The sequence below is a fragment of the Hypericibacter adhaerens genome, from assembly GCF_008728835.1.
Lineage (GTDB): Bacteria > Pseudomonadota > Alphaproteobacteria > Dongiales > Dongiaceae > Hypericibacter > Hypericibacter adhaerens.
In genome coordinates, this window is record NZ_CP042582.1 from 4904102 (window position 1) to 4923285 (window position 19184).

Sequence of the window (19184 nt, forward strand, 5' to 3'; positions counted from 1 at the left end):
AAGTCTCCAATCCCTCCTTCCTTCGACAGCAGGGACATCTCGACGCCGTCGCCCTTACCGTCGTCCCCGCGAAAGCGGGGATGACGAATGAATGAACGCAGCCGCTACACCCCATCCCCGAAATGGTCCCTGATCCGCAGATTGAGGATCAGCTCCGGATAGCTCGGATCATCGGGCGCGATGAGGCCGTGGCGCACCAGGAAGTCGATGATCACCAGCCCGACATTGAATTTGAACTCGTCGGTCGTGGCCAGGGTCTCGATCACCTGGGCGATCGGCCAGAGATAGAATTCCTCGATCTCGCCGTCCGTGTTGACCGGCCTGAAATCGGCAGGCAGGGCGATGTCGTAGCAGAACAGCACGTCGTTGCGGATGCCTTCGTAGTTCTGGATCAGGTAGGAGACGAAGCCCACGGGCCGCGAGCGGCGCGCGAGATCGGGGCTCATCGCCGCCTCCTCGCCGCATTCCTTGACCAGGTTCTCCGCCAGCGACAGCCCGAGCGGCTGTCCGCCCGCCACGATATGATCGAGCTTCAAGGGGCCGGTCGCCTTGTGCCGCGAGCGGCGGCCGATCCACATCTTCATGTCGCGGCCTTCGCCGACATGGCCGTTGAGATGGACGCCGTAGGCGAGCGTGCCGAAGGAAGGCACCGCGGAGCGCTCCAGCCCCATCAGCGGCTTGTCGTAGAAGGAGCGCGCCACCGCATAGCGCTCGTGGCGCAGCTTGGGCAGCACGCCCTCGCGCGCCAGCGCCTCGACCACGCCCGCCACCGCGTCGCTGCGGCTCTCGTCGCTGTCATAGCGATCCTTGAGCCGCACCGCGTCGGCGCCGACCTCGAACACCGCGGGAAACTTGGCCAGCCGCCCGGCGAAGCCGGGCAGGATCCAGCCCAGCCGCCGGCCTTGGATGAGGAAGGGCCGCAGGGCCGAAAGCTCGGGCGGATGGAACAGGCGGATGCGATCGACGAGGCTCATGCGCGGCATCTCCGGCAGGACGGGCCCGCGATCTTACATCGCACGGGCCCCCGGCGAAGAGGCATCGGTGAGCCCGGACGAACGGGAATCCGGCGTCAGGCGATCCGCTCGAGCCGCTGCGGCTCGTCGGTGATGCAGGTCAGCACGCTCGTCACGAAGACGATCTGGCGCAGCGAACGCGCCACATGCTCCGCCTCCTCCGCGCCGAGGCCTGTGACCTGGAGATCGATCAGCAGCTCGTCGTGCTCGGGCCCGTTCAGCACCGCGTGACAGCGGCTCGGCACCAGGTTGCGCTTGGCGAAGAGCTCCAGCACGCGCGGCAGCAGGCCCGGATCGGCTGCGGCCTGGACCGAGAAGCAATAGGTCGGCGCCGCCATGACCGTCGCAACGACGGGGCGCGCGGGCAGGCGCGGGGCGGCGGTTCGGTGACTGGAGGAGGAAGGGTTAGGCGAGGATCGAGGGGCGGACATGGCAATGAGACTCCCAGCGGGCGGAAAAAACGGCAGGCGCGACAACGACCGAACGCCCGACGGGCGCCCGGAGGCTAATTCGCGCGGCCATAATTCGCCGGCTGGTGGGGAGCTCATTGCTCATGGTCCCGAGGCTATCGGCCCCTCAGCACCCGCGTCAACGCGAAACCGTCCTCAACGCCGCCTCTCTCCGGCTTGTTAACGGATGGCGTGATTTCATTGCGTGGAACGGCCGCGACGGGAACGATTGCTTTCATGGGCGCCCGCGATTCATGATTCCGGCCGCGAGTCGTGGTTAAGGCGGCGCCCGGTCCCCCGCCGCCCTTTCGAGGCGCCGGCCGCGGCCGGCGCCCCAGGACACCAGCAAGACGGGTTACGGATGCGCAGACCCTGGCTGCTTTACCTGATCGGCGCTCTCGGGGTCGGGCTGCTCGTTTTCGGGCTGGCCCATCGCTTCCCCGGCGCGCTCGAGCAGGAAGGCAATCTTCCGGCCCTGGCCGGCATGCTGGGCTGGCTCGCTCTGCTCGGGGCCGGCTGCATCGCGATGTTCCGGCTCAAGCCGCGCAAGGCGATCGGGCAGATGGGCGCCTGGATTGCCATCCTTTTGCTTCTGGTGCTGGGCTACAGCTTCCGGCCTGAATTCTCCGCCATGATCGCCACCGTCAAGGCCCGGCTGACCGGCGAGCTCATCCCCGGCCAGGCGCAGCTCCAGACGGATGGCAGCGTCGTCTTCGCCCGCGCCAATGACGGCCATTTCCATGTCGAGGCGCAGGTGGACGGCACCCGGATCGACTTCCTGGTGGATACCGGCGCGTCCGGCATCATGCTCTCGCCCGCCGATGCGCAGCGCCTGGGATTCAACCCCACGGGGCTCGACTACAACGTCCCGACCTCGACCGCGAACGGCAACGGACAGGCCGCGCGGGTGACCCTGGGCACGATCGAGGTCGGGCAGATCCGCCGCGTCGATATGCCGGCGCTGGTCAACCAAGCCGATATGGGAGGCTCGCTGCTCGGCATGAAATTCCTCGACAGTCTCGGCGGGCTCAGCATCGAAGGCGACAAGCTGGTGCTGAGGCCATGACGCGCAGGGCCGGTTCGCGCGGCGCGGTGCTGTCGACCTTCGCGGGCGTCGCGCTCCTGGGCTCGTTCCTTGCCGCCTGCGAGCCCCCGCCCGTCCCCGTCGCCGTCTCGGCCCCGCCGCCGGCGCCCGCGATCGTGACGCCCGCCGTGAGCTACCAGCCGCCGGCACCGCCGCCCGACAACGCCCGGATGCAATGCGTCACCTATGCGCGCGCGGCAACCGGCCTCGATCTGCGCGGCGATGCCTGGAGCTGGTGGGATGCCGCCGGCGGCCGCTATGGCCGCGGGCCCGCCCCTTCCACCTATTCGGTCCTGGTGCTGGCGCAGGGCGTGCGGCTGTCGCGCGGTCATGTCGCCGTGGTGCGCGAGGTGCTCGATGCGCGGCGCATCCGCGTCGATCACGCCAACTGGAACAATGACGAGCGGATCGTGAAGGACATGCTGGTGATCGATGTCTCGGCCGCCAACGACTGGACCGAGGTCCGCTTCTGGAACGAGCGCGCCAACAGCTGGGGCAACGTCTATCTGGCCTACGGCTTCATCTATCCGCCCGGCACCGAGCCCGACCGGACCGCGTTCGTCCTGCCCTGAGAGCAGGCCCGGCCGTAATTTCCCCACCGCAGCGATGGTTTCCCGGCCGTAACAAGCCGCATTGTTTCAGTTCGGCATCGATCGGCACTCGATTTTCCTATCGACCCTTGTCGAGCCCGGCGGCCGACCTTATCTGAAAGAAAATTCGGCATCGCCCGACCTCCAGGGACGGCCGGGCGCCCCACAAGAATCGACATGGACGCGGCATGACCGCCGATCCCATCCGGTCCACGCGATCGGCGGGCGAGCTCTCGCATCACGACAGATACGGGAGGCATGGATTTCCGGGCTCGCGGGGTCTCCGCCAGCTCATCTCAAGGGAGAGGTTTTTGATGATCACGCTGAAGGTCAATGGCGAGACGCGTAGCGTCAACGTCGACCCGCAGACGCCCCTGCTCTGGGTGCTGCGCGACACGATCGGTCTCACCGGCACGAAATATGGCTGCGGCATCGCCTTCTGCGGCGCCTGCACCGTCCATCTCGACGGCCAGCCGACGCGCTCCTGCTCGATCGCGGTGGGCGATGTCGGCGAGAGCGCCATCACCACGATCGAGGCGGTCGAGGGCAAGGCCGCGAAAGCGGTCCAGACCGCCTGGCAGAATCTCGACGTGGTCCAGTGCGGCTACTGCCAATCGGGCCAGGTCATGGCGGCGACGGCGCTGCTGGCCGGCAATGCCAAGCCGACCGACGCCGATATCGACGCGGCCATGACCAACATCTGTCGCTGCGCCACCTATCAACGCATTCGCGCCGCCATCCACGAGGCGGCCCGGCTGATGGAGATCTGAGCCATGTTGCCGTTCGATCGCTTCGCGCTCCGTCCGCATCGCGCCGCGGGCGCCTTCGCCCCCGCCAGCCGGCGCGGCTTCCTCAAGGCGGGTGCCTTGGCCGGTGCCGGCCTCGTGATCGGCGCGGTGCTGCCCGGCGGGCGCATCACCGCCGCCCATGCGGCCGACGCCGCCAATCCGTTCCAGGGCTATATCGTCGTCGCGCCCGACAACAGCGTGACCGTGCTTTCCGCCCATTTCGAGATGGGCCAGGGGGCCTATACCGGCATCGCCACCCTCGTCGCCGAGGAGCTCGGCGCCGACTGGTCGCAGATGCGGGCCGAGGGTGGCGCCGGCAACACCAAGCTCTATGGCAACCTCGCCTGGGGCGGGGTGATGCAGGGCACCGGCGGCTCGACCGCGATGGCGAGCTCCTTCGAGCGCTACCGCAAGGCCGGCGCCATGGCGCGGACCATGCTGGTCCAGGCCGCGGCGCAGAGCTGGAACGTTCCGGCGGGCGAGATCAAGGTCGAGAAGGGCGTGCTGTCGCACGCCAGCAGCAAGCAGGCCAGCTTCGGCGAGCTGGCCGAGAAGGCCGCGAGCCTGACGCCGCCGGGCGATGTCGCGCTCAAGGACCGCAAGGACTGGCAGCTCATCGGCGACGCGACGCTCCATCGCGTCGATCACGTCTCGAAGACCAACGGCACGGCGCAATTCACGCTCGACGTGAAGCTGCCGAACATGCTCTATGCCGTGGTCCAGCATCCGCCGCTCTTCGGCGCCACGGTGAAGAGCGTCGACGCGGCCGCGGCCAAGGCGGTCAAGGGCGTGGTCGACGTGGTGCAGATTCCGCGCGGCGTCGCCGTGCTGGCGGACAGCACCTGGAACGCGATGAAGGGCCGCGAGGCGCTCAAGGTCGAGTGGGACAACAGCCAGGCCGAGACGCGCGGCACGGCCGAGATCATGGCCGACTACAAGAAGCTCGCCGGCGGCACCGACGCCAAGACCGCGCGCGCGGACGGCGACGCGGCCAAGGCGATGGCGGGCGCCGCGAAGACCGTCGAGGCGGCCTACGAGTTCCCCTACCTCGCCCATGCGGCGATGGAGCCGCTCGATGCCGTCGCCTGGAAGCATGACGACGTGATCGAGGTCTGGGGCGGCCATCAGATGCCCGATCTCTATCAGGCGGTGACGGCGCAGATCGCCGAGCTGCCGCCGGAGAAGGTCAAGCTGCATGTGATGATGTCGGGCGGCAGCTTCGGCCGCCGCGCGGTGCCCGACGCCGACGTGATCGCCGAAGCGGTCTCGACCGCCAAGGCGATCGGCTGGAAGGCGCCGGTCAAGCTGGTCTGGACCCGCGAGGACGACATGACCGGCGGGCGTTATCGGCCGATGTATTACCACACGCTCAAGGCCGGCCTCGACGCGCAGGGCCAGATCGTCGCCTGGCAGCATCGCATCGTCGGCCAGTCGATCCTGGGCGGCACGCCCTTCGAGGGCATGGTCAAGGACGGCATCGACGCGACCTCGGTCGAGGGTGCCGCCAACCTGCCCTACGCGATCCCGAACCTGACGGTCGATCTGGTGACGACCAAGACCGGCGTGCCGGTGCTCTGGTGGCGCTCGGTCGGCAGCACCCACACCGCCTACTCCACCGAGGCCTTCCTCGACGAGCTGGCGCATGAGGCGGGCAAGGACCCGATCGAGTTCCGGCTCGGCCTGCTCGAGAACCATCCGCGCCATCGCGCCGTGCTGGAGAAGGTGCGCGACGCCTCGGGCTGGGGCGGCGAGCTCGCCAACGGCAGGGGCCGCGGCGTCGCGGTCGCCGAATCCTTCGGCAGCTTCGTGGCCCAGGTGGCGGAGATCTCGATCCAGAACGGCGCCATCAAGGTCGAGCGCGTGGTCTGCGCGGTCGATTGCGGCACGGCGATCAATCCCGACGTGATCAAGGCGCAGATGGAGGGCGGCATCGGCTACGGCCTCAGCGCCATCCTCAAGGGCGAGATCACGCTCGAGGGCGGCGCCGTGCAGCAGACCAACTTCGACGGCTACGAGGTGCTGCATATGGAGGACATGCCTCAGATCGAGGTGCATATCCTGCCCTCGACCGAGAACCCCACCGGCGTGGGCGAACCGGGCGTGCCGCCGATCGGCCCCGCCATCGCCAACGCCGTCTTCTCCGTCACCGGCAAGCGCATCCGCACCCTGCCGATGAGCAAGACGGATTTGAGCGCGACGTGAGGAGAAGGCTGCATCACCTCTCCCCACCCTGTGGGGAGAGGTGCCTCGTCATGACGTCTTCTCGTCATCCCCGCGAAAGCGGGGATCCATCCTGATCCAGCGATGCAAGCTTGACGTTGGATCCCCGCTTTCGCGGGGATGACGATGAGGACGCTGAGCGGATGGAGAGAAAAGGGTCGAAGCCGCGACGCCTCTCAAAACGCCGGATTGTCCTTCGGATGGCTCTCGAGCGGCAGGCCGAGCTTGACCCAGGGAAGCTTCACCGAGGCCCAGCCTTCGGCGGTGGGCACGAAACGCGCGGGCTCGTCGAGGCTGCCGATGAGGACGCCGTCGAGCTCGGCATTGCTGCCGCCCCGCATCATCAGCTGCGAGCCGCAGCGGCCACAGAAATAGCGGGTCGCGTCCTTCGAGGAGCGATAGGCGGCAGGCTCGCCCTTGGTCCAATGGAAGCCCGTATGCGGCACCGCGATCCAGGCGATGAAGGGCGCGCCCGCGCTCTTTCGGCACATGCTGCAATGGCAGATGTCGGCGAGCTTGGGCTCCGCGTCGATGCGATAGCGCACCGCGCCACAGAGGCAGCCACCCTCGGCCGGACGGAACGCCATCGCTAAGCCGCTTCCTTGAAGCTGCGATCCACCAGCTCGACGATGTCGGCCATGATCGCGTTCAGGTCATAGTGCTTGGGAGTATAGACGCGCGCCACGCCGGCCGCCTTGAGCTTCGCCTCGTCCTCGGGCGGGATGATGCCGCCGACCACGACCGGCAGATCGCCGAGGCCCAGCGCCTGGAGCCGCGCCCTCACGTCGCTCACCAGCGCCACATGGCCGCCCGAGAGGATCGAGAGCCCCACCACATGCACGCCCTCCTCGAGCGCGGCATTGGCGATCTGGGCCGGCGTCAGGCGGATGCCCTCATAGACCACCTCGAAACCCGCGTCGCGCGCCCGGACCGCGATCTGCTCGGCGCCGTTGGAATGGCCGTCGAGGCCGGGCTTGCCGACCAGCATCTTGAGCCGCCGGCCGAGCCGCGACGAGACCTGCTCGACACGGCCCCTCACCTGCTTGAGCGCCTCACCGCCGGCGGCACTCATCGCGCGGCCGACGCCGGTGGGCGCGCGATACTCGCCATAGACCTCGCGCAGCGCCTGGCCCCATTCGCCCGTCGTGACGCCGGCATGGGCGCAGGCGATCGAGGGTTCCATCACATTGCGGCCCTCCTTGGCGGCGCGCTTGAGCTCCTCGAGCGCCGTCTGCGCCTGCTTCGCGTCGCGCGCCGCGCGCCAAGCCTTGAGCCGTTCGATCTGCTCCGCCTCGGCGCTGTCCTCGACCGCGAGGAAGCCGCCGCCCTCGCCCGCCACCAGCGGCGAGGGCGCGCTGTCGGCGAAGCGGTTGACGCCGACCACGGTCTGCTCGCCCGCCTCGATCGCGGCGAGCCGCCGGCTGTTCGATTCCACCAGCCGCTGCTTCATGTAGCTGGCCTCGACCGCGGCGATGGCGCCGCCCAGCGCATCGATGCGCGTGAGCTCGGCCAGCGCCTCGGCCTTGAGCGCCTCGACCTTGGCCTCGATCACGGGCGAGCCGTCGAAGATGTCGCCGAACTCGAGGATGTCGGTCTCGTAGGCCACGATCTGCTGCAGCCGGATCGACCATTGCTGGTCCCACGGCCGCGGCAGGCCCAAGGCCTCGTTCCAGGCCGGGAGCTGCACGGCGCGGGCGCGCGCCTTCTTCGAGAGCACCACCGCCAGCATCTCGATCAGGATGCGATAGACGTTGTTCTCGGGTTGCTGCTCGGTCAGGCCCAGCGAATTGACCTGCACGCCATAGCGGAAGCGGCGGAACTTCTCGTCCTCGACGCCGTAGCGCGCGCGGGTGATCTCGTCCCAGAGATCGACGAAGGCCCGCATCTTGCATATCTCGGTGATCATGCGGATGCCGGCATTGACGAAGAAGGAAACGCGGCCCACCACCTGCGGGAACTCCGCCGCCGGCACCTGGCCCGAGGCCTTGACGGCATCCAGCACCGCGATGGCGGTCGCGAGCGCGAAGGCCAGCTCCTGCACCGGCGTCGCGCCTGCCTCCTGCAGATGGTAGGAGCAGACGTTGGTCGGGTTCCATTTCGGCACCTCGCGATAGGCGAAGCTGATCACGTCGGTCGCGAGCTTGAGGCTGGGGGCCGGCGGATAGATGTAGGTGCCGCGCGAGAGATATTCCTTGATGATGTCGTTCTGCACCGTGCCCTGGAGCTGCGCACGCGCCACCCCTTGGGTCTCGGCGAGCGCGATATAGAGCGCCAGCAGCCAGGGCGCCGTCGCGTTGATCGTCATGGAGGTGTTCATGCGATCGAGCGGCAGCCCCTCGAAGAGCGTGCGCATGTCGCCCAGATGGCCGACCGGCACGCCGACCTTGCCGACCTCGCCCTGGGCCAGCGCATGATCGCCGTCATAGCCCGTCTGGGTCGGCAGGTCGAAGGCGACCGAGAGCCCGGTCTGGCCGCGCGCGAGGTTCTGGCGATAGAGCGCGTTCGAGGCCGCGGCCGAGCTATGGCCGGAATAGGTGCGGATCAGCCAGGGCTCGTCGCGGCCGCCCTTGGCGCCGTCGCCGCCTTTCCGCTTGTTCTCGCCGCCTTGGCTCATGGCTCCGTCCGGGGGGGTTCCAGTTCCGGGGGTGACGACCTTAAGGCCAGTTTATTGTGCAGTGCAATAGAGCCCTGGACCGGTGCCGAGCAGGCCCTTAAAACGACTGGCCTGCCGAAATGGGGGGATCGATGCCGAACGAAACCGAGACCGCGCCAGCCAAGCTGCCGGTCTTCAGAACGATCGAGGACGCGTTCCGCGCCCTGCGGCCCGGCTGGCGCCGGCTGATCCTGCTGATCCTCGTCATCCTCGCCATCGAGATCGCGCTCGACCTTCTTGGCGCCGCCGGCGCGCCCGGTCCGGCGCCGGATGCGGAAACAGCGGCAACGCCGGGCATGGGCATCGTGTTGCTGCGGCTGGTCCGGTTGCTGGTCGAGCTTCTTCTCTCCGTCAACCTGCTGCTGCTCGTGGCCCGGCTGGTGCTGTTCGCGGAGATCCCGCCCCTGGGCGGCCTCTTCCGCTGGGGCCCGCGCCAGTGGCGCCTCTTGGGTCTTCTGCTTCTGATCGCGCTCGTGGCCGGCATGCCCGCCATCGTCGGCGGATTTCTCTCGCCATTTCTCGGCGCGTTCCTGGCCTCGCCCGAAGCCGTGATCGCCTTCCTGGCGCTCTATGGGCTCTGCTGGGTCTGGGCCGCCGGATGGTTGGCCTCGATCGTTCCCATCGTGGCGAGCGACGGTCCCGCGGGCGTCCTCGACCGGGCCTGGCGGGTCGCCGAGGGCAACCGGTTCCGGCTGATGGGAATCCCGCTCTGTATCCTCTTCGGCTGCATGATCGCGGTCGGCAGCGCCGAGATCGTCACGGCCTTCTTCAACACCGAGCTGCTGCCCTTCCGGATTCCCGGCGCGGTGTTCACGACCTTGCTGCTCGAGATCGTCTATGTCGCCTACGCCGCGATCGGGGCCGCGGCCTATCGGCGAATGACGGGTGCGGCGCCGGAGCAGGTGTGAGGAGGATGGCAGGAGCGCGCCTTCTTCTGTCATGCCCGGACTTGATCCACGGCTGTCCGGTTGAGTTTTAGTGGACTGGGCGCACGGCGTTGATTCTACTCGGTCCTGGACATCGCCAAATGTTCCGGGACATGAGAAAGGACCAACGCCGTGCCGCACGAGAATAGCGTATTTCATTCGCTTCTTAAGCTGATTAACTGGGACGAGTTTGCGCGCCTGGTCGAGCGGCACGGCAGCGACGCACGGGTTCGCCAGTTGACGAGCAAGAGCCAGTTCATGGCGCTGCTCTACGGCCAACTCTCGGGTGCGAGCAGCCTGCGTGAGATCGTGACGGGACTGGAGAGCCACGAGAGACGGCTCTATCACCTGGGTGGGGACAAGGTCCGTCGTTCGACCCTGGCCGACGCCAACGCGCTGCGGCCCAGCGCCTTGTTCACCGATCTGCTGGCCGCCCTGATGATGCAGGCCCATCGCGGGCTGCGCCGCCAGCTTGCCGAGGTCACCTACCTGATCGATTCGAGCGGCCTGCCGCTCAACAGCCTGAGCCGGGACTGGGCCCGCTTCAGCGCCGGCGTGTGTGGAGCCAAGCTGCATGTGATCTACGATCCCGATGCCGACCGGCCGATCTACGCCGCCGTCACCCCGGCTCGGGTCAACGACATCACCGCCGCCCAGGCCATGCCGATCGAGCCCGGCGCCACCTATGTCTTCGATCTCGGCTATTACGACTACGCCTGGTGGGCCGCGATGGACGCCGCCGGCTGCCGGATCGTCACCCGCTTCAAATCCAACACGCCGCTGGCTGTCGTTGCCCGGAACCCGCTGCCGGCAGACAGCACCATCCTTTCCGACCGCGTCGGCTATCTGCCCGCCCGGCAGGCGGCCAGCCAGCACAACCCGTTCCAGGACCCGGTGCGCGAGGTCCGGGTCAAGACCGAGGCCGGCAAGGTCTTGCGCATCCTCTGCAACGATCTCGACGCATCCGCCCAGGAGATCGCCGATCTCTACAAGCGCCGCTGGGCCATCGAGCTGTTCTTCCGATGGGTCAAGCAGACCCTGAAAATCCGCCACTTTCTCGGTACCTGCGAGAATGCCGTGCGCATTCAGATCGCCGTCGCGCTCATCGCCTTCCTGCTGTTGCGGCTGGCTCAGAAGGCCATCGAGAGCCCGCTCGGCACCTTGGCCTTCGCTCGCCTCGTGCGGGCCAACCTCATGCACCGCCGGCGCATCGACCGTCTGCTCGAGCCGGAGCCCATACCCCGGATCGAGCCGGGCCAAATGGTCCTCCCGTGGACATGAAACCCGAACCGGACAGCCGTGGACTTGATCCGGGCATCCAGTGCCATCGCGTGCACCGCCCTGGATTGCCGGGTCAAGCCCGGCAATGACAGTAAAGCGAGGCTCTGGAGGAGCGGCCGCTTCTAGACCGCCTTCAGCGCCTGCGCCAGATCGGCCTCGAGATCCTCGGGCGCCTCGAGCCCGACCGAGAGACGCACCATGCCGTCGCCGATGCCTTGCTGCCTGCGCAGCTCGGGGCCGAGGCGCTGGTGCGTCGTGGTCGCGGGATGCGTCGTCAGGCTTTTCGAATCGCCGAGATTGTTCGAGATCAGGATCAGCTTCAGCGCGTTGAGGAAGCGGAAGGCGCCCGCCTTGCCGCCCTTGAGATCGAAGCTGACGAGCGTGCCGCCGGCCTTCATCTGGCGCTTGGCCAGCGCGTGCTGCGGATGGCTCTTCAGGCCCGGATAGAGCACCGTCTCGATCTTCTTCTGGCTGGCGAGGAATTGGGCGACACGCAGCGCGCTGGCGCATTGCCGATCGAGCCGCAGCTCCAGCGTCTCGAGCCCCTTCAGCAGCAGCCAGGCATTCATCGGCGAGAGCGAGGGGCCGGTATGGCGCAGGAAGGGCTGGAGCTTGTCGTTGATGAAGCTGCGGCTGCCCAGCACGATGCCGCCGAGCGCCCGGCCCTGCCCGTCGATATGCTTGGTCGCGGAATAGACCACCACATCGGCGCCATATTCGAGCGGCTTCTGCAGGAGCGGCGTGGCGAAGACATTGTCCACGACCACCGAGGCGCCGGCCTTGTGCGCGAGGTCGCAGACCGCCTTGAGATCGACGATGCGCAGGCCCGGGTTGGAGGGCGTCTCCAGGAACACGGCGGCGGTCGGCTTCGACAGCGCCTTGCGCCAGGCGCCGAGGTCGCGCCCGTCGATCAGCACCGTCTCGATGCCGTATCTCGGCAGGATCTCGGCCAGGATGTACTGGCAGGAACCGAACAGGGCGTCGGCGGCGACGACCCGGTCGCCGGCCTTGAGCTGGCAGGCGAGGCTCGCGAACACCGCCGCCATGCCGCTCGCGGTCGCGCGCGCATCCTCGGCCCCTTCGAGCAGCGTCATGCGGCTCTCGAACATCTGCACGGTCGGGTTCGAGAAGCGCGAATAGACGAAGCGCGGCTTGGTGTTGGCGAAGGCCGCTTCCGCCTCCTCGGCCGAGCTGTAGACGAAGCCCGAGGTCATGTAGATCGCCTCGGCCGTCTCCTTGAAATCGGAGCGCAGCACGCCGCCATGGATCATGCGCGTGTCGGGATGCCAGCCGGCCGGATCGGCGCTGTCGCCCGAGAGGCGGGGCGGCGGCGCGCTGTCGGCCGCCTTCGCCCGCGTTGCGGTTCTGCTGGCGTTCGAGCCCTTTGCTGACGGGCTCTTCTTCTTCGTCATGGACGTCTCCGAGGGCGGCCGGCCTCAAGACCGGCGCCCACAAAAAAAACCTCGACCGAAAAGGCCGAGGTTCATAAGCGTCCCTGGGCCTTTTAGCTGCTTATTTAACGTGGCCGCAAGCCGGCACAAATGACCACGGACCCCGGCACCGCGAACGGCCATCAGGGTCGGCGGCAAGTATGGCCAGGGTCCGGGCAAAGTCAACCCTGAGGGACCGCCGGCAAGACGAACGCCCTCGATGGCAGGAAGCTTCCCACGATCGTCATGGAGATTAACGCGCCGTCACTCTCGCCAGCGCGGGCCCGGCCGGGCATTCTGACGCCGGTGGAACCGGCGGCACGAAGGCGAGGGCCAGGACCCTGGCCCCATGACCCCGGTCGAAAGGTGGGAGTTCCCGCGATGCTGCGATTGCCGGCCGGCGCCCTGCTGGCCCTGATGCTCATGATCGTCGGCGCGCCCGTCGCGCCGGCCGAGGCCGCCGGGGCCGGCAAGGCCGACGGCTCGCTCCGGCTCGACAAGGCGCAGACCGCGCTGACCAACGCCTATGCGATCGAGGTGGTCGAGGTTCCGGAAATGCGCATGGAAGGATCGCCCGAGCGCACCATCATGGTGCTGCTCACCGACCGGCCGATGCCGGAAGGCAGGCGCGTCGACGACATGGCGGCGATGGAGCTCGCCTATGACGGAAAGATGCGCGGGCTCGTCCTCGACATCGATCCGGCGACCGGGAAGGTGCAGAGCGGCCGCACGCTGCTGCCGCAGGAGGAGCTGCCCCAGTTCTTCAGCGTCGCCGGCGATCCGCCGAGCGTGTCGCTCGCGGGCTTCGCCGAGGACAAGGCGAAGGGAACCGTCACCGGCAAGGTCAAGACGACCGAGCCGATGGAGATCGTCAATTTCGACAACCGGCCGGGGCCCAAGACCTTCACCTTCAACGTGCTCTTCACGGCCCCGCTCGTCGCCGCGCCGACGCTGACGGCGACCCTCGAGGGCGACCAGGCCAAGGACAGCGAGCAGGGCAGGCTCCTGAAGCAGTTCCTGCAGACGGTCGCCGACGGCGATGCGGAAAAGCTCAGGGCCATCGTGACCAAGGATCATCCGGCGCTGTCGATGCTCAACCCCGAGGGCATGGCGCAGATCAAGGAGATGATGTTCGCCGACGGCAGCTCGGTCGATCAGCTCTTCGGACTGCTGACCAAGATCTATGTCTACGAGAACACCGCCATCGCGCTGCTCCGCCACAGCGACGGCTGGAGCAGCTTCCCCCTCGCGCGCGAGGACGGGCGATGGAAGATGGGCTACTGAGGGGCGGCGCATGTCGCGGCGGCGGTTCGGTTTCATGCTGACGTTGCGCGCGGCCGCGGTGCTGGCGGCGGCACTCCTGCCCGGCGGCGCCCTGTCGCCGGCCTTCGCCGGCGATCCCGGCAAGGCCGAGGGCACGCTCACGCTCGACACGACGCCGACGATCCTGACTCACGCCTATGCGCGCGAGATCGTGGCGGTTCCGGAGCTGCGCGGGGAAGACACGCCGGAACGGACGATCATGCTGATCCTCACCGACCGGCCGATGCCGGCGGACGGGCGGATCGACGATACGGCGGCGGCCCGGCTCGCCTATCTGCGCGAGCTGCGCGCGCTGGTCATCGAGATCGACCCCGCCACCGGCCGCGTGCCGGACGGCTGGACCCTGCTGCCGGACGAGGAGTTGCCGCAATATTTCTCCGCCTTCGAGGAGGATTCGCCCGATCTCCGGCTCACGGACTTCGCGGAGGACCGGGCCCAGGGCATCGTCACCGGCCGGATCGCGTCCGGCGGCCCGATCGAGGTGGTCAATTACGAGGAGCGGCCCGGCCCGCAGAGCTACAGCTTCGACGTCGCCTTCACCGCCACGGTCCTGCCAGCGGCCCAGGTGATCGGAACGATCGAGGCCGACAAGGCCCGCAGCAGCGAGCAGGGGCAGGCCTTCCGGCAATTCCTGGATGCGGTCGCCGCCGGCGACGCCGACGCCGTCAGGGCCACCCTGACCTCCGATCATCCCCTCCTGAGCGTCCTCGATTCCGGCGCGGTCGAAACGATCCAGCAGATGGTCTTCGCCGATGGCGGCAGCGCGGACGCGGTCTACGCCAAGCTGGAGAAGATCTACCTCTTCGACGGCACCGCCACCGCCCTGCTGCGCGACCCCGACGGCTGGAGCAGCTATTCGCTGGCGATGGAGGAGGGGCGGTGGAAGATGGGGTACTAGCTCTCTTGTCCCCTCCCCCTCGAGGGGGAGGGTTAGGGTGGGGGCTGCGCGATGCCTGCTCATTCGAGAAAGCATGGCCGGTGTCCAGGATCGAACATCGAGTCATCCCCCACCCTGACCCTCCCCCGCAAGGGGGGAGGGAATTATTCTCCGATCGTTCTCGGATTCTTTTCTGCCCATTCTCCTGCGCCAGCCGATTTGATTTAATCGACAGCACCACAACCATCCGCTGCAGGGGGACGGCATGGCGGCGATAACGACGGCAGGGGAACCGGCGCTGCCGGGGGCGGGGACCCAGCGTCTCGTCTATGACGGCGGCCTGATGGGGCTCTACGAGATCTATCTGCTCAATCTCGTGCTCACCGTCATCACCATCGGCATCTTCCGCTTCTGGGCCAAGACCCGGATCCGCCGCTATGTCTGGTCGCATGTGAGCTTCCAGGGCGACCGGCTCGAATATACCGGCACCGGCGGCGAGCTCTTCAAGGGCTTCCTGATCGTGCTGGGCTTCATCGTCCTCTATGGCATCCTGCAGAGCGTGCTGCAGTTCGCCCTGGGGCCGACCTCGGTGATCGCGGTCGTCGTGCAGTTCGCCTTCATGTTCTTCGTGGTCTATCTGGCGCTGGTGGCCCACTACACGGCGCAAAACTACCGGCTGACCCGCACCCTCTGGCGCGGCGTGCGCGGCGGCATGACGGGCTCGGGCTGGAGCTACGGCATCAAGGCGCTCCTGCTGTCGCTGCTGCTGCCGCTCAGCCTCGGCCTGGCGCAGCCCTGGGTGACCTCGAAGCTGGTGAACTGGCGCGCCAACGCGAGCTGGTTCGGCAGCGAGCGGCTGCAGCTCGATCTCCGCGCCGGGCCCCTCTATGGCGCCTTCATCCTGAGCGTCGTGCTGACCCTGGCGCTCGCGGCCCTTTTCATGGGAGCCATCGGCGGCTTCGCCTATCTGCGCGGCTGGCTCGACCTCGATGGCTTCATGGATTACGTGCAGCAGCACCAGATGGAAGGCGGAGTACCCGACGACGCGCAAGCCCGGACCATCGTGCAGCTGGTCTTCGTCGCTTATGCGACGATCCTTCTCGGCTTCGGCCTCGCCTATATCCTGGGCTGGGCCTTCTATGCCGCGACCTTCTATCGCGTGACCGCCGGCTCGGCGCAGTTCGCCACTCTGCGCTTCCAGAGCCACGCCACGGCGGGAAGGCTGATCGGGCTCTGGGCCGGCAACGCCGTCATCTATGTGGTGACGCTGGGCTTCGGTTATCCGATCCTGATCCAGCGTACGCTGCGCTTCATCGAGCGCAATCTCGAGATCCAGGGCGAGCTCGACGGCACGCGGCTGACGCAATCGACGATCGCGCGGCCGCGTTTCGGCGAAGGGCTGCTGGAGGCGTTCGACCCGGGTATGTTCTGATCCGATGGCCACGAAATCCGATCCCCGGGCGGCGAAGGAGCCGGCGAAAGAGGCGCCCAGCCGCTTCTATGACGGGCGCAACGCGGTCGCGCATGCCGTGCGGGTCGCCATGGCCGGCACCAAGCTCAAAATCGTCGCGACCGACGGCCGCCTCCTGGCCGAGTGGCCCCTGAGCGAGCTCGAGGTCGTGGACATGCCGGGCGCGGGAAGCGGTGGCGCCTACGCGCTCGCGGGCGATCTCGCCAAGGGCGGCGGCGCGCGGCTGATCCTGGCGGATGGCGGCACACGCAACATGCTGCTGGCGCTGCGTCCGGACCTGACGAAATGGCGCCGGCGGCGGAGCTATCGCGGCCTGAAGCGCGCCGCGATCTGGGGCGTCGTCGTGGCCGCGCTCCTGGGGGTGCTCTATGTCGCCTTCCCGATCCTCGCGGAGGAGGCGGCCCAGGCGACGCCGCGCCGCTGGGAGGCGCCGCTGGGGAATTCGATGCGCGAGGCCTTCCTCTCGCTCTCGCCCACCTGCCATGGCAGCGCGGGCCTCGCCGCCTTGACGGCGCTGATCTCGCGCCTCGCCCCCGACGAGATCGAGGACCCGCCCCTGACGCTCGACGTGATCGACGGCAGCATGGTCAATGCCTTCGCCCTGCCCGGCAATCACATCGTCGTCTTCCGCGGCCTGATCGACAAAGCGGAATCGGGCGACGAGGTGGCGGGCGTGCTGGCGCATGAGCTGGCGCACCTGGACCTTCGCCATCCTTTGCAGGGCGCCATCCAGCAGCTCGGCGTCGGCGCCGCGCTGACGCTGGCGCTCGGCGGCAGCGATGTCGGCAATGTCGGCCAGATCCTCGTGGGCTTCACCTATACGCGGCGCATGGAGGCCGCCGCCGATGCGCGCGGCGTGGCGCTGCTCGAGGCGGCGGGCCTGCGCGCCGACGGTCTCGCGAGCTTCTTCCGCAAGCTCAAGCCCGAAGAGAGCCAGGGCATCCTGCCCGACTGGCTTGCCAGCCATCCGGGCCTGGCCGAGCGCATTGCCGCCACCGATCGTCCCGCCACCGGCATGCACGCCCTCGACACCGAAGAATGGCGCGCCCTCAAGGCCGTCTGCGCCAAGGACGCGACGGGTGCCTCGACCGGCGACACCGACGAGGAAAGCACGGCCCCGGACGCTGGCGCCGGCACATCGACAACGACGGCGCCTTCGGGCAGCACGACCGAGAACGCGCCCGCCTCTGGCGGCAACGCCCAGCAGGGGAAGCCTCGGAAGTCGGTCCCCTGAGCAACGCAGCCTGGCGAATCCCCTCTCCTGCTCGCGGGGAAAGGAATTAGAAGGGCGGATGCTGCAACCGCGCTGTCGCGTTGCGATATCCGTGTAATTTCCAGTCTCTGGAAACCCTGGAATTCTTTCTGATTATGACAATGCATGGCGCATGTGAGAAATAAAATATCTTTTCAAGCGCCCGGACTGTAACAATCCGATCATTTGTGCATTGCAAAAGGAACGGCGAGCCGATACATCCGTTATCCGAGCACCGCGCCATCTTTTCGGGAAGCCGTCCTCAGAACCAGGCCGGCGGATGGGGTCGCGGGAGCCGCATCAAGGAGGACGGTGTCATGAGCGAGCCAGCGAAGGTGGTGCCCCTGCGCAGCGAGCCGCCGCAGCAGCCGGTGAAGGATCTCTACGAGGTCGGCGAGATCCCGCCGCTCGGGCATGTGCCGGCGAAGATGTATGCCTGGGCGATCCGGCGCGAGCGCCATGGCGAGCCCGAGAAGGCCATGCAGGTGGAAGCCGTCCCGACACCGGCGCTCGACAGCCACGACGTGCTGGTCATGGTGATGGCCGCGGGCGTCAACTACAACGGCGTCTGGGCGGCGCTGGGCACGCCCATCTCCCCCTTCGACGTGCACAAGGCCGAGGTTCACATCGCCGGCTCCGACGCGGCCGGCATCGTCTGGGCCGTCGGCTCCAAGGTGAAGCGCTGGAAGGTCGGCGACGAGGTCGTGGTCCATTGCAACCAGGACGACGGCGACGACGAGGAATGCAACGGCGGCGATCCGATGTTCTCGCCCTCGCAGCGCATCTGGGGCTACGAGACGCCGGACGGCTCCTTCGCGCAGTTCGCGCGCGTCCAGGACCGCCAGCTCATGCACCGGCCGAAGCATCTGACCTGGGAAGAGAGCGGCTGCTATGTGCTGACGCTCGCCACCGCCTATCGCATGCTGTTCGGGCATCGCCCGCACATCCTCAGGCCCGGCCATAACGTGCTGGTCTGGGGTGCCTCAGGCGGCCTCGGCTCGATGGCGGTGCAGCTCATCTCGACGGCGGGCGCCAATGCGATCGGCATCATCTCCGACGAGAGCAAGCGCGACTTCGTCATGCAGCTCGGCGCCAAGGGCCTCATCAACCGCAACGACTTCAAATGCTGGGGCCAGCTCCCCACGGTCAATGGCCCCGAGTTCGGCAACTACATGAAGGAATGCCGGAAGTTCGGCGCCGCGATCTGGCAGATCACGGGCAAGGGCAACGACGTCGATTTCGTGTTCGAGCATCCGGGCGAGGCCACCTTCCCGGTCTCCTGCTTCGTGGTGAAGCGCGGCGGCATGGTGGTCTTCTGCGCCGGCACCACCGGCTACAACATCACCTTCGACGCCCGCTTCGTCTGGATGCGCCAGAAGCGCATCCAGGGCAGCCATTTCGCGAACCTGCTGCAGGCGGCCCAGGCCAACCAGCTCGTGGTCGAGCGGCGCATCGATCCCTGCATGTCCGAGGTCTTCTCCTGGCACGACATCCCGCGCGCCCACACCAAGATGTGGAAGAACCAGCACAAGCCCGGCAACATGGCCGTGCTGGTCCAGGCCAAGCGCCCGGGCCTGCGCACGCTGGAAGACGCGATCGAGGCATAGCGGCGGCGGCGCGGCTCGCTTAGAGTCGCGCCCGACAGCCTTCCCGATCGCTGCCACCATCATCTCGCGTCGCATCGCGCCTCCGCCGTCACCCCCGCGAAAGCGGGGGCCCATGCCTGCCAAGGTCGGCGCTGCGGAAAGATGGATCCCCGCTTTCGCGGGGATGACGCAAAGGATGATGTCGGCGAACGGAGGGCTCAGGACTAGCACTCACCACCCA

General features: G+C 67.7%; 16 protein-coding genes and 1 riboswitch. Of the genes, 11 read left to right on the forward strand and 5 right to left on the reverse strand.

Annotation, left to right across the window (positions count from 1 at the left end; translation table 11 throughout):
* Positions 1-104 precede the first annotated feature (104 nt).
* Together FRZ61_RS21945 and FRZ61_RS21950 are read right to left on the reverse strand one after the other, a co-directional pair.
* Positions 105-974: a DUF4743 domain-containing protein gene (locus tag FRZ61_RS21945; protein ID WP_151119743.1), complete on the reverse strand. Its 870-nt coding sequence runs from the start codon at positions 972-974 to the stop codon at positions 105-107.
* A gap of 95 nt (positions 975-1069) precedes the next feature.
* Positions 1070-1351 (reverse strand): hypothetical protein, encoded by a 282-nt coding sequence (locus FRZ61_RS21950; protein ID WP_151119744.1) that lies wholly within the window; start codon positions 1349-1351, stop codon positions 1070-1072.
* Positions 1352-1823: 472 nt separating this feature from the next.
* Between FRZ61_RS21950 and FRZ61_RS21955 the strand changes: the two genes are divergently transcribed.
* The 4 genes from FRZ61_RS21955 to FRZ61_RS21970 all read left to right on the forward strand — a co-directional run bounded on the left by FRZ61_RS21955 (position 1824) and on the right by FRZ61_RS21970 (position 6126).
* Positions 1824-2528 carry a TIGR02281 family clan AA aspartic protease gene (locus tag FRZ61_RS21955; protein WP_151119745.1) on the forward strand — a complete coding sequence of 235 codons (705 nt, stop codon included), beginning with the start codon at positions 1824-1826 and terminating at the stop codon, positions 2526-2528.
* Positions 2525-3118 (forward strand): CHAP domain-containing protein, encoded by a 594-nt coding sequence (locus tag FRZ61_RS21960; RefSeq protein ID WP_151119746.1) that lies wholly within the window; start codon positions 2525-2527, stop codon positions 3116-3118. The genes FRZ61_RS21955 and FRZ61_RS21960 overlap by 4 nt, the downstream gene beginning before the upstream one ends.
* A 332-nt stretch (positions 3119-3450) precedes the next feature.
* Positions 3451-3906, forward strand: coding sequence for a (2Fe-2S)-binding protein (locus FRZ61_RS21965; protein ID WP_151119747.1), 456 nt, complete (start codon positions 3451-3453; stop codon positions 3904-3906).
* 3 nt (positions 3907-3909) lie between these two features.
* Complete coding sequence (locus tag FRZ61_RS21970; protein WP_151119748.1) at positions 3910-6126, forward strand: xanthine dehydrogenase family protein molybdopterin-binding subunit; 2217 nt, start codon at positions 3910-3912, stop codon at positions 6124-6126.
* A 194-nt stretch (positions 6127-6320) separates the two neighbouring features.
* Here FRZ61_RS21970 and FRZ61_RS21975 read toward each other — a convergent pair whose 3' ends face one another.
* The gene (locus FRZ61_RS21975) at positions 6321-6731 is read right to left on the reverse strand and encodes a GFA family protein (protein WP_151119749.1); all 411 of its coding nucleotides are present in this window, start codon (positions 6729-6731) and stop codon (positions 6321-6323) included.
* Between the two features lie 2 nt (positions 6732-6733).
* Complete coding sequence (locus FRZ61_RS21980; RefSeq protein WP_151119750.1) at positions 6734-8758, reverse strand: protein meaA; 2025 nt, start codon at positions 8756-8758, stop codon at positions 6734-6736.
* Between the two features lie 131 nt (positions 8759-8889).
* On the opposite strand from FRZ61_RS21980, the gene FRZ61_RS21985 reads away from it, so the two are divergent.
* Complete coding sequence (locus FRZ61_RS21985) at positions 8890-9705, forward strand: hypothetical protein (RefSeq protein WP_151119751.1); 816 nt, start codon at positions 8890-8892, stop codon at positions 9703-9705.
* A 150-nt stretch (positions 9706-9855) separates the two neighbouring features.
* Positions 9856-11004 (forward strand): IS4 family transposase, encoded by a 1149-nt coding sequence (locus FRZ61_RS21990; protein WP_151115011.1) that lies wholly within the window; start codon positions 9856-9858, stop codon positions 11002-11004.
* Positions 11005-11126: 122 nt separating this feature from the next.
* Here FRZ61_RS21990 and metZ read toward each other — a convergent pair whose 3' ends face one another.
* Complete coding sequence (gene metZ, locus FRZ61_RS21995) at positions 11127-12275, reverse strand: O-succinylhomoserine sulfhydrylase (RefSeq protein WP_225309281.1); 1149 nt, start codon at positions 12273-12275, stop codon at positions 11127-11129.
* Positions 12276-12488: 213 nt separating this feature from the next.
* Positions 12489-12563: riboswitch (SAM riboswitch) on the reverse strand.
* A gap of 252 nt (positions 12564-12815) precedes the next feature.
* Here metZ and FRZ61_RS22000 point away from each other — a divergent pair.
* From FRZ61_RS22000 to ccrA, 5 genes are all read left to right on the forward strand, one after another.
* On the forward strand, positions 12816-13718 hold the full coding sequence (locus FRZ61_RS22000) for a nuclear transport factor 2 family protein (protein ID WP_151119753.1): 903 nt from the start codon (positions 12816-12818) through the stop codon (positions 13716-13718).
* A gap of 10 nt (positions 13719-13728) precedes the next feature.
* Positions 13729-14655 (forward strand): hypothetical protein, encoded by a 927-nt coding sequence (locus FRZ61_RS22005; protein ID WP_151119754.1) that lies wholly within the window; start codon positions 13729-13731, stop codon positions 14653-14655.
* 244 nt (positions 14656-14899) lie between these two features.
* Positions 14900-16066, forward strand: coding sequence for a YjgN family protein (locus FRZ61_RS22010; protein WP_151119755.1), 1167 nt, complete (start codon positions 14900-14902; stop codon positions 16064-16066).
* A gap of 4 nt (positions 16067-16070) precedes the next feature.
* Positions 16071-17339, forward strand: coding sequence for a M48 family metallopeptidase (locus tag FRZ61_RS22015; RefSeq protein ID WP_151119756.1), 1269 nt, complete (start codon positions 16071-16073; stop codon positions 17337-17339).
* A gap of 335 nt (positions 17340-17674) precedes the next feature.
* Positions 17675-18964, forward strand: a complete 1290-nt coding sequence (gene ccrA, locus FRZ61_RS22020) for a crotonyl-CoA carboxylase/reductase (protein ID WP_151119757.1) — start codon at positions 17675-17677, stop codon at positions 18962-18964.
* Positions 18965-19184 lie beyond the last annotated feature (220 nt).